Source organism: Arthrobacter humicola, from assembly GCF_039531445.1.
Lineage (GTDB): Bacteria > Actinomycetota > Actinomycetes > Actinomycetales > Micrococcaceae > Arthrobacter > Arthrobacter humicola.
In genome coordinates this window covers 115,715-126,508 of the sequence record NZ_BAAAQB010000034.1, presented here as the reverse complement: position 1 = coordinate 126,508, position 10,794 = coordinate 115,715, and the positions used below count along the sequence as shown (strand labels likewise).

Here is a 10,794-nt window from a genome sequence, read left to right as displayed (position 1 = left end):
GTTCCGAGGCCGGCGGGGAACTTGAAGTTCAGGCCGACCCGGCCTGCCTTGGGTAGGTCGATGGCGTAGTAATCGGTGTCGTAGTAGCTTGCGCTCAGTGTTGAACCGGAGATGGTGGTTCCCAAGGGCACCACTGTTGCTGTGGCCATGGTGTTGTTGGGCTCAGTCTCTGCCGTCGCAGCTAGGGAGGGCGCAGCCGTGATAAGTGAAAGGAGCACCGCAAAGAGTGCTATGAGTGCTGTGCGTGCCGGACTGAAAATGCGACCTATGGCACCGACTCTATTTGATATCAATTTATCCCCCCGAATTGTGTGTTTGCTCTAATGAAGTCGACAAAGTACGTGAAGAGTGTTTGCTCAAGATAATGAATGCCCCCGAAGTGTCATTCAGAATTGTGCTAGCTGACCGGCTTCGTCGAGTCGAAACGGAATTTCTCAAAGCCCTTGAGGCGCGGCTTGTTGGCCAGGTGTGTGCGGGGACCTCGCTTCGCTGGGGGCGGGCATCGCTATTTTTGGGGAGAAAAGACGTCGTGGCATGCCGTTGGCTGCGTTGCTGTGCCACGACGCAACGGTAGGTTTTTAACCTGTACCTTTTCTTGGATTTCCGTCGAGTCCCGAGTGCTTTCTCGCACGATGGAGCGCCTAAGCAATGAACGGGAGGGTGGTAACTCTGCCTTCCGCGAATTGGATCGCATCGACTTCATTCATCGACATCACTTCCAATTCAGCATCCTCCCAGTCTTCCCGCCCAGGCCGCCCGCAGCTCAGGTGGATGCTGCCGAAGCCCACTTCAAGAAGGCTCTGCTCACTCGAAATCGCTCTCGCGTCGGATGAGCTTCTGGCGCTGGAGTGTCAGACGGCGCAGGCTGCGGATCAGCAGCGGCTGTAAGTCAGCCCGGGCTGCTGTCCGGCGCGGGGCCACGCGCCGCTTCTTCGCCGGCCCGGACGGTGGCCTCGATCATGGAGTTCATGAACCGGGTGACAATCTCCAGTTCCTCCGGCGTGAAGTTTTCGATCGCCGCGCCCATGTGGCGGGCCAGCGGAAGGAACATGGCGCCGCCGTCCCGGTAGGCCTTGGGCGTCATGCGCAGCTGCACCTGCCGGCGGTCCGCGCCCTCGCGTTCGCGGACCACATGGCCGGAACTGTGGAGCCGGTCGATCAGCGCGGTGGTGGCGGGAGAGCTGAGGTTCAGCTCTTTCCTGAGCACGCCCGGAGTGACGATCTGGTCCCGTGCCGTGTGCTGCATGATGACGGCCAGGGCGTTCAGGTCCGTGCGGTGCATGTCGTTGCGGCCGCCGGCGGAGTCCACGTAGCGGTTGGCTTCGAGGTTGAATTCCTGCAGGAGCCGGACGAGCGGAGGCGGGCCGGCCGCGTCGGGGGGCGCTGTGTCTTCGGATGGGCCCCGGGATTCGGCTGACACTGCGGACCTCCTTTGTCCCTAGATGTGGCGTCCCTGAATGCGGCCGCGGCGGTCTGACCGCGGCCGGTCGGCGTCGTCGACGGCGCCCTCGGGAGTTTACTGCAGTGTTTGCTGCAGCGTTTACCGCAGTATCTACCGCGAGCGGGCCGGCGCCGGCTGTGCTTCCATTCTCCTCCGGCACACGCGCTTCGGGGTTATCTCCATGATGGAGATAGTCTACTATGGAGTTGATTCCTCGTCCCCTCCGAATCGCACCCTAGAAGGACACATGAAAACGACTTCGCCCCCGACGACGCGCGTACCGTTCTGGCTGCGTTGGCTGATTCCCGCAGTGCTGGTAGTGGCCTGGCTGGCGATCGCCGCCATAGGCGGCCCGACGTTTGGCCGTCTGAGTGAGGTTTCATCCAACGACCAGGCTTCCTTCCTGCCCGCCGGGGCCGAGGCCACCGAGGCCCAGGACTGGCAGGCCAAGTTCCGGGACTCCAAGGAAATCCCCGCCGTGATCGTGGTCGAGAGCGATACCGCCTTCACCCCGGCCGAGCTCGGCGAAGCCGCCGCACTCAAGGGCAGGCTGGAGGCGATGCAGGTCGGCAGCACGGTGATTGGCCCTATCCCCTCCGCGGATGCCAAGGCGGTTCAGTTCGTGGTGCCCATCGCTTCCTCGGCAGAAGTGAAGGCGGTGGTCAAGGAACTGCGCAATGAGGTTCAAGCATCCGCGCCGGCGGGAATGCAGACGTTCGTCACCGGGCCGGCTGGCCTTGCGGCGGACCTGGCGAGTGCCTTTGCCGGAATTGACGGCATCTTGCTCCTCGTGGCCCTCGGCGCCGTGTTCCTGATCCTGCTGATCGTCTACCGCTCCCTGCTGCTGCCGATCATGGTGCTGCTCACCTCGGTCTTCGCGTTGTGCGCCGCGATCCTGCTCGTGTTCAGCATGGCGAAAGCTGGCTGGATCCAGCTGAACGGCCAAAGCCAGGGCATCCTGTCCATCTTGGTGATCGGTGCGGCCACCGATTACGCCTTGCTGTACGTGGCACGGTTCCGCGAAGCCCTGACGCACACCACCAACCGCACGGCTGCCGCAATCACGGCGTGGAAGGCCGCCTGGGAGCCGATCCTGGCCTCCGGCGCCACGGTGATCATTGCGCTGCTTTGCCTGCTGTTCTCCGACCTCAACTCCAACAAGGCGCTCGGGCCGGTAGCCGCCGCGGGCATTCTCTGCGCGCTCTTCGCGGCCTTGACCCTGCTGCCCGCCCTGATGGCGCTTTTTGGCCGCGCCGCGTTCTGGCCGTTCCGGCCGAAGCTGCTTCCGGAAACCGAACGGGAGCCGGAACTGGTCACGGGACTGGAGGGCCAGAAGGGACTCTGGCGGGCCACAGGTTCGCTCGTTTCGCGTCGGCCGCGCACAGTCTGGGTGGCCTCGGTCCTTCTGCTTCTCGTGGCGGGGACCGGCCTTCTGCAGCTCAAAGCCAACGGCGTCGCCCAGACCGATGTCATCCTCACTGCCTCCAACGCCGTCGACGGGCAGGAAGCCCTGGGCCGGCACTTCGACGCCGGATCCGGCAGCCCGGCGGTAATCGTGGCCGACGAGGCAAAGGCGCAGGAGGTTCTGGCGAAGGCCAAAGCCAGCGACGGCGTCGGCGACGCCTACCTGCTGGCCGAGGGCGGCGCCCCGGTCATCACCGGAGCCCCGGGCGCACCGGCCGCCCCGGCAGTCAGGGATGGCAGGGTTCTGATCAACGCGACGCTGAACTACGCTGCGGACTCAAATGACGCCGAAAACGTCGTGGTGTCGCTCCGCCAGGAACTGAAGACGATTGACAGCGGCGTGCTGGTCGGCGGCGTGACGGCCACCGCACTGGATACCAATACCACCGCACAGCGCGACCTCGTCACCATCATCCCGGTGGTCCTGGGCGTCATCCTGGTCATCCTCATGCTGCTGCTGCGTTCGGTGCTGGCGCCGGTCCTGCTGGTCGCCTCCGTGGTCCTGTCCTACGGCGCGGCGATGGGCGTTTCGGCCTTCGTCTTCAACAACATCTTCGGATTCCCGGGGGCGGACGCAACAGTGCCCCTCTTCGGCTTCGTCTTCCTCGTGGCGCTGGGCGTCGACTACAACATCTTCCTCATGAGCCGGGTCCGGGAGGAGTCGATCAAGCACGGCACCCGGGCCGGTATCCTGCGCGGCCTCGCCGTGACGGGCGGGGTCATCACCTCGGCGGGCGTGATCCTCGCGGCCACCTTCGCGGCTCTGGGGGTCATCCCGATCATGTTCCTGGTGCAGCTGGCCTTCATCGTCGCGTTCGGCGTCTTGCTGGACACGGTGCTGGTCCGCTCGCTGCTGGTGCCCGCGCTGGCCTACGACATCGGCCCGCGGATCTGGTGGCCGGGCAAGCTCGGCCGGCCGGAGAACGACGCCGCGGCCCGAGCCGACGTCCCGTTCCCCCGGACTGCGGATAACGAAGAAGCCGGAGTCCGCTAGCCGGACCCCAAAACCGCAGCCGCCGTCACTGTCCCTGGTCCCCCCACCAGGCGACGGTGGCGGCGGCTGCTTCGTGCAGCGGCGTGGGCGCCAGCCCCAGAGCGGCCTGGCTCGCGGCGGAATCCATCACGAACGGGCGCTCGAACTGGTACAGCGTCTCCACCAGTTCCCGCATATCGGGCGAAAACACTCCCATCGCCTTTAGCGCCCAGCCGGGCAACGCCGTGACGCGCGGGGACCGGGCGCCGGCCGCGTTGGCGAATGCCCCGGCGATCTCGCGCTGGGTCAGCGCCGGTCCGGTGGGCGCATGCCACACCCGGTTCCACACCTGCGGCTTGTCGGCCGCCGCAATCATGGCGGCCGCGAGGTCAGGAACGTAGGTAAAGGAATGCGGCTGATCCGTCCGTCCGATCACCATCAGGGATTTGCCTGCCAGTACGGGCTTCACCATGCGCTCGCCGGAGTGCGCGGTGCGGACCCGAGGCCCGAAGAAATCGCCTGCCACCACGCTCACGGTGTCCGTTGCGGACTCGGCCCGAGCCTTCAGGAGCGCCGTCCGGACACCCCGTTTGCCGCCCTGGGCCTCGCGGGGGCCCTCCTCGGTCATGGGCCGTTCCGGCGCGCTGTAGGAGTACAGGCTTTCCGGGAAGACGACGACGGCGCCCGCCTCGGCTGCCGCGGTGAGCACGCTTTGCTCTGCCTGCGGCAGTTCCCGGGCCCAGGCTTCGGCGCTATACCGCGAGCCGTGGATGCAATGGAAGACGGCCGCGGCGCCACGGAAGGCCTCGCCGAGCCGGGCCGGGTCCGAAACATCAATGGACATTCTCTCGACCAGCGGGTGGGCGGGCCCGCTTCCGGACCTCGTCAGGACGCGCACGCGGTGACCCGCGGCTGCCAGTTGTTCCGTCACCGTCCAGCCCACGGGGCCGGCGCCGGTGACGACGAAGAGACGGGATGGGGTACGCCCCGAGGCGCCGGATTGGGTCATTCTGATCTCCTTAGAATTATGAGAGCAGTGCTCTCTAAGTTCAGAATGCGCCGCCAGGCGAACGTAAGTCAAGAGCAGTGCTCACATTTGTTGACAGTGCTCTTGTCCGTGACATGCTGGATGCATGCCCGAGGACAGTGCCCATGCCGCCGTTAAAGCCGCCAAGGAGAACGCCGGGGCCGCCGCCGCGGCTTCCAGGCCCCGGACCCCGCGGGAACGGGCCCGCGCCCGGACTGTGGCCGACATCCTCCGCCTGGGCCGGGAGCACCTGGCGCTGCATGGGGCCGCGGCCCTGTCCCTCCGCGCCGTCGCCCGGGATCTGGGCGTCGTCTCCTCGGCGGTCTACCGCTACGTGGAGAACCGGGAAGAGCTGCTGACCCTCCTGCTGATTGACGCCTACAACGAACTCGGCGATGAAGTGGATGCCGCCGTTGGGGCCGTGCCGGAAGGTGACTTCGGCGGCCGCTTTGCGGCGCTGGGCCGCGCGGTCCGGGGCTGGGCACTGCGCGAACCGTCCCGCTACGCCCTTCTCTTCGGCAGCCCGGTGCCCGGGTACCGCGCGCCCGCCGAGCGGACCACCGGCCCCGGGACGCGGGTGATTTTCGCCCTCATGGCAATTCTCGACGGCGCCTTCCGGGCCGGTCAGCTTTCGGTTCAGGGCTGGCGGGGCCCTGCCGTCGCCGCCGGACTTGGCGGTGATCTGGCGAAAATCCGCGCCGAGTTCGGCCTGGCCGTCCCGGATGACCTCTTGGCCCGCGGTGCCCTCGCCTGGACCTCGCTCTTCGGCGCGGTCAGCTTCGAAGCCTTCGGCCAGTACGGCGAGGAAACGTTCACCGCCCGGGAGGAGCTGTTCGACCATCACCTCGCGGTGCTCGCCGACGTCGCCGGGCTGCCGGCGGCCGCCGCCCGGTGAAGCGGGTTCCCCTGTTGCCCCGCGGTGGCGCTCGGTAGACTGCCCCTGCGCCCGCACGGGCGCACCCGAAGCTTTCAGGAAGGATCCATCCATGTCTGAAGAGAACACGCCTGAAGAGAACCTGCCGGAAAAGAACACGCCGGACGAGACCATGCCGGAAAGGAACGTGTCGGACGAGACCGTGTCCTACGAAGCAGAAGCCGAGGGGCAGTATGTCGAGGGCGACTACGGCACCGCGGGCACGGCCGGCGAAGTCCCGCCCACGGCTGTAGAGGGGGAGTACCCGGCGGGGGACTACGGCGACGCCGGCCTGGCCGGTGCGGCCGCGGTTGGCGAGGTGGAGGGCGACTACGCCGCGGGCGACTACGGCGACGCCGGAGTCTCGGCGCCCGAGGTCTCCGGCGAGCAGTCCGTGGCCGAGGAAGCAGAGTACCCCGAAGGTGACTACGGAACCGCCGGAACGGCCGGCGCCGAGCGTGCCGGCCGGCAGGCAGCGGGCGAATCGTCCGGGGACGTCGATCGATAAGTAGCGCAGGCAGCGGTCCGCCCCCGCGGGGCCGTCCGCCGCGGGGGTCTGGGCGCTGAAGGTTCGCGCAGGGCGAAACACGGCCCGGAGCGCGCCGGAGGGCCTGAAATCCGGGGAATTCGGGCGGCAAAGAGAGGCCGCCGACCGCGGCTCGAGCAAAGTTGAGTCGATTGCGCTCAACTTTGGATTGACTTAAATCCGGGCTTGGGTAAAGTTGAGTGTAGATCGCTCAATAACGGTCGGACCCTTTGTGCTTAGAACCACGCTGTGGTTGGAAGCACTGTGGTCCGAGGATTCCTCAAAGATTCCAAGGAAAGTAAGGAAGCAACCCATGTCACGTGCAGTAGGTATTGACCTCGGAACCACTAACTCCGTCGTCTCCGTTCTCGAAGGTGGCGAGCCCACCGTCATTGCTAACGCCGAGGGTGGCCGCACCACGCCGTCGGTCGTCGCGTTCTCCAAGTCCGGCGAGGTCCTGGTCGGCGAGATCGCCAAGCGCCAGGCCGTCAACAATATTGACCGCACCATCGCGTCCGTCAAGCGCCACATGGGCACCGACTGGACCGTCGCCATTGATGACAAGAAGTACACGGCGCAGGAAATCTCCGCCCGTATCCTCATGAAGCTGAAGAACGACGCCGAGTCCTACCTCGGGGAAAAGGTCACCGACGCTGTCGTCACCGTCCCGGCCTACTTCAACGACGCCCAGCGCCAGGCCACCAAGGAAGCCGGTGAAATCGCCGGCCTGAACGTCCTGCGCATCGTCAACGAGCCCACCGCGGCCGCACTGGCCTACGGCCTGGACAAGGGCAAGGAAGACGAACTCATCCTGGTCTTCGACCTCGGTGGCGGCACCTTCGACGTCTCCCTCCTGGAGGTCGGCAAGGACGAAGACAACTTCTCCACCATCCAGGTCCGCGCCACCGCCGGTGACAACCACCTCGGCGGCGACGACTGGGACCAGCGCGTCGTGGACTACCTGCTGAACCAGCTCAAGGTCAAGGGCATCGACCTCACCAAGGACAAGATCGCCCTGCAGCGCCTCCGTGAGGCAGCCGAGCAGGCCAAGAAGGAACTCTCCTCGTCCTCCAGCACCAACGTCTCCCTCCAGTACCTGTCCGTCACCCCCGACGGCCCGGTCCACCTGGACGAGCAGCTGACCCGCGCCAAGTTCCAGGACCTCACCAAGGATCTGCTGGACCGTACCAAGAAGCCGTTCCAGGACGTCATCAAGGAAGCCGGCATCAAGCTTTCCGAGATCGACCACATCGTGCTCGTCGGCGGTTCCACCCGCATGCCGGCCGTGTACGACCTCGTCAAGGAACTGGCCGGCGGCAAGGAACCCAACAAGGGCGTCAACCCGGATGAGGTCGTCGCCGTCGGCGCCGCCCTGCAGGCCGGTGTCCTCAAGGGTGAGCGCAAGGACGTGCTCCTGATCGACGTCACCCCGTTGTCCCTGGGCATCGAAACCAAGGGCGGCATCATGACGCACCTGATCGAGCGCAACACCGCCATCCCCACCAAGCGGAGCGAGACCTTCACCACCGCGGATGACAACCAGCCGTCCGTGGCCATCCAGGTCTTCCAGGGCGAGCGTGAATTCACCCGCGACAACAAGCCGCTGGGCACGTTCGAGCTGACCGGCATCGCTCCGGCCCCCCGCGGCGTCCCGCAGGTCGAGGTCACCTTCGACATCGACGCCAACGGCATCGTGCACGTCTCGGCGAAGGACAAGGGCACCGGCAAGGAACAGTCCATGACCATCACCGGCGGCACCGCGCTGTCCAAGGAAGACATCGACCGCATGGTCCGTGACGCCGAGGAGCACGCAGCCGAGGACAAGGCTCGCCGCGAGGCAACCGACACCCGCAACACGGCCGAACAGCTCGCCTACTCCGTGGACAAGCTGATTGCGGACAACGCCGACAAGCTGCCGGAAGAGGTCAAGACCGAGGTCAAGGCCGACGTCGACGCTCTCAAGGCAGCCCTCGAAGGCACCGACGACGCCGCCGTCAAGACCGCGTTCGAGAAGCTGCAGGCTTCCCAGAGCAAGCTCGGCGAGGCCATCTACGCCCACGCAGGGTCCCCTGACGGCGCCGCCGGCGCCCACGGTGCCCCCGCAGGCGAGCAGGCTGCGGGCTCCGACGAGGACATCGTCGACGCCGAAATCGTTGACGAAGACGAGAAGAAGTAATCATGCCGCACCACGGTAACGAAGAAGAGCACGGTTCTTCCGAGAACCGGCGTGACGCTGAACAGCGGGAAAACGAGCCGCAGAAGCCGGTGATCCACGACAACCGCAAGGTCGATCCGAAGACCGGCCAGGCCCGTCACCCTGACCAGGAACACCATGCGGACTCCGGGGACGCACTGTCCCAGGCGGAGGACATCCTCAACAGCGTTGAGGTGCCCGCCGCCGACTCGGTGGCCCAGGGCGCAGCCGGCGCCGCCGAGGCGGAGGAGCTCAGGGATGACCTTCGCCGCCTGCAGGCCGAGTACGTCAACTACCGCAAGCGGGTCGAACGCGACCGTGCCGTCGCGGGCGAGATGGCCGTCATCGGCGTCCTGAACGCCCTGCTGCCGGTACTGGACGACGTCGACGCCGCCCGCCAGCACGGTGACCTCGCGGACGGACCTTTCGCCGCGATTGCCACCAAGCTGGAGACTGCGCTGAAGACGTACGGACTGGTTCGCATCGATGAGACCGGCGTGGAGTTCGACCCCACGATCCACGAGGCCCTCATCCAGCAGCCCGGCACGGATATCGACTTCGATACCGTCAGCCAGGTCCTGCGTTCGGGCTACAAGTCCGGCGACCGCGTCCTCCGCGCGGCACAGGTCATCGTCGCGGTACCTGCCTAGGTTGCGTTCGGCGCTACGCCGGATAGGGGGCGGTGCCCTCCACACCGCCGCCCCCTATCCGGCCTCCGCGCCAGCGTGTTGCTCGCCTAAAGTGAGTGGACAAACAGCGCGAAGCAGATGATGGGCCCCGGGAGTGGCATCGGGCCTGCCGGAGCGTGGTGGCTGGGTCCGTCAGGACCAAGCCACCACGCGAAGGGGCGGGGGCCCATCATCTGCGAAGCGCACTCTGCATGACTTTTGAAAGGAAACGCCATTGGCTAGCCAGGATTGGGTGGACAAGGACTTTTACAAGATCCTTGGTGTCGCCAAGGACGCTTCCGACGCCGATATCAAGAAGGCTTACCGGAAGCTTGCCCGGCAACACCACCCGGATACCAACGCGGGCAATGCGGCGTCGGAGAAGAAGTTCAAAGACATCTCCGAGGCCTATTCCGTGTTGTCCGACGCCGATGAGCGCCAGCAGTATGACGCCATCCGGGCGATGGGCGGCGGCGCGCGCTTTGCCCCCGGCGGAGGCGGCGGGGCTGCCGGCGGCGCAGGTTTCGAAGACCTCTTCGGCGGACTCTTCACCGGCGGCGGGGGACGCCATTCCGGCAGCTACAGCACCGCCGGCGGCATTCCGCCCGAGTTCGCCGATCTCTTTGGCGGCGGTGGGTTCGGTGGCGGCGGCCAGTCGTTCCAGCGCGCTCCGCAGAAGGGCGCGGACCGTACCGCGTCCACTTCGATCTCATTTGCCGGGTCCATCCGCGGTACCACGATCGGCTTGCGTGAACCCGACGGCGAGGTCATCGACGTCCGCATTCCGGCAGGCATCAAGGACGGGCAGAAGGTCCGCGTTCGCGGCAAAGGCCAGCACGGTCCCGCCGGCTACGGCGACCTCATGGTCACCGTCTCCGTGAAGCCCCATGATTTCTACGTCCGCGATGGCGAAAACCTCCGCATCCACGTCCCCGTCTCCTTCCCGGAGGCGGCCCTGGGCGCCGATGTCGAGGTTCCGACGATCGACGGCGACAAGGTCAAAGTCAGGGTCCCCGCAGGGACGCCGTCCGGCCGCACGCTGCGCGTCAAGGGCCGCGGCGTCAAGCACGCCAGCGGCACCGGCGATCTGCTGGTGACAATCGACGTCGCTGTCCCGCGGCGGCTGAGCAAGGAAGCGGAGGAAGCCGTGAAGGCCTTCGCCGCGGCCACTGCCGACGAGGACGTCCGCGCGGGCCTGGCAGCCAAGGCCCGGCTCTAGGAACGGAGTCCAGCCATGGCCATCGACTTCGATCAGCCGATCTTCGTCATCTCCGTTGCCGCCGAGCTGGCGGACATGCACCCGCAGACGCTGCGCCAGTACGACCGGTTGGGGATCGTCTCGCCCAGTCGCGCCCCGGGCAAATCGAGGCGCTATTCGCAGCGCGATGTGAACATGCTCCGCGAGGTCCAGCGGCTTTCCCAGGAGGGCGTCTCGCTCGAAGGCATCAAACGGATCCTGCAGCTGGAGAACCAGGTGGCAGCCCTGCAACGGCGTGTTGCCGAGCTGAGCGAAGAACTTGAACGCCGCCCCCGTGCTCTGGACTCCCGCATCTTCGCCGCGGGAGCCGCGGGCGACGTCGTCAGCCTG

At 66.4% G+C, this 10,794-nt stretch carries 9 protein-coding genes; 7 read left to right on the top strand and 2 right to left on the bottom strand.

All coding sequences use genetic code 11. The annotated features are described in order from the left end of the window. Positions 1-889 precede the first annotated feature (889 nt). Positions 890-1,420 (bottom strand): MarR family winged helix-turn-helix transcriptional regulator, encoded by a 531-nt coding sequence (locus tag ABD243_RS12420; RefSeq protein ID WP_344366076.1) that lies wholly within the window; start codon positions 1,418-1,420, stop codon positions 890-892. Between the two features lie 268 nt (positions 1,421-1,688). Between ABD243_RS12420 and ABD243_RS12415 the strand changes: the two genes are divergently transcribed. Beyond that, positions 1,689-3,899 (top strand): MMPL family transporter, encoded by a 2,211-nt coding sequence (locus ABD243_RS12415; protein ID WP_344366073.1) that lies wholly within the window; start codon positions 1,689-1,691, stop codon positions 3,897-3,899. Positions 3,900-3,924: 25 nt separating this feature from the next. Here ABD243_RS12415 and ABD243_RS12410 read toward each other — a convergent pair whose 3' ends face one another. Beyond that, entirely contained in the window at positions 3,925-4,887 is a 963-nt protein-coding gene (locus ABD243_RS12410; RefSeq protein WP_344366069.1) for an NAD-dependent epimerase/dehydratase family protein, read from the bottom strand. Positions 4,888-5,011: 124 nt separating this feature from the next. Here ABD243_RS12410 and ABD243_RS12405 point away from each other — a divergent pair, with 124 nt between their 5' ends. From ABD243_RS12405 to ABD243_RS12380, 6 genes are all read left to right on the top strand, one after another. Further along, complete coding sequence (locus ABD243_RS12405; RefSeq protein ID WP_344366064.1) at positions 5,012-5,800, top strand: TetR/AcrR family transcriptional regulator; 789 nt, start codon at positions 5,012-5,014, stop codon at positions 5,798-5,800. 91 nt (positions 5,801-5,891) lie between these two features. Further along, positions 5,892-6,326, top strand: a complete 435-nt coding sequence (locus ABD243_RS12400) for a hypothetical protein (protein ID WP_344366061.1) — start codon at positions 5,892-5,894, stop codon at positions 6,324-6,326. Positions 6,327-6,657: 331 nt separating this feature from the next. Further along, positions 6,658-8,520, top strand: a complete 1,863-nt coding sequence (gene dnaK / locus ABD243_RS12395; protein WP_091252708.1) for a molecular chaperone DnaK — start codon at positions 6,658-6,660, stop codon at positions 8,518-8,520. 2 nt (positions 8,521-8,522) lie between these two features. After that, the gene (locus ABD243_RS12390) at positions 8,523-9,188 is read left to right on the top strand and encodes a nucleotide exchange factor GrpE (protein WP_202615864.1); all 666 of its coding nucleotides are present in this window, start codon (positions 8,523-8,525) and stop codon (positions 9,186-9,188) included. Positions 9,189-9,441: 253 nt separating this feature from the next. Next, complete coding sequence (locus ABD243_RS12385) at positions 9,442-10,425, top strand: DnaJ C-terminal domain-containing protein (protein WP_202615863.1); 984 nt, start codon at positions 9,442-9,444, stop codon at positions 10,423-10,425. Positions 10,426-10,440: 15 nt separating this feature from the next. Beyond that, the coding region (locus ABD243_RS12380) for a heat shock protein transcriptional repressor HspR (RefSeq protein ID WP_344366050.1) at positions 10,441-10,794 on the top strand (354 nt) is incomplete at its 3' end.

What these genes read in the sequence shown, in the direction of transcription:
- ABD243_RS12410 (WP_344366069.1), bottom strand. Translation starts at nt 4,887, where the DNA reads ATGACCCAATCCGGCGCCTCGGGGCGTACCCCATCCCGTCTCTTCGTC.
- ABD243_RS12405 (WP_344366064.1), top strand. Translation starts at nt 5,012, where the DNA reads ATGCCCGAGGACAGTGCCCATGCCGCCGTTAAAGCCGCCAAGGAGAAC.
- ABD243_RS12390 (WP_202615864.1), top strand. Translation starts at nt 8,523, where the DNA reads ATGCCGCACCACGGTAACGAAGAAGAGCACGGTTCTTCCGAGAACCGG.
- ABD243_RS12400 (WP_344366061.1), top strand. Translation starts at nt 5,892, where the DNA reads ATGTCTGAAGAGAACACGCCTGAAGAGAACCTGCCGGAAAAGAACACG.
- dnaK (WP_091252708.1), top strand. Translation starts at nt 6,658, where the DNA reads ATGTCACGTGCAGTAGGTATTGACCTCGGAACCACTAACTCCGTCGTC.
- ABD243_RS12415 (WP_344366073.1), top strand. Translation starts at nt 1,689, where the DNA reads ATGAAAACGACTTCGCCCCCGACGACGCGCGTACCGTTCTGGCTGCGT.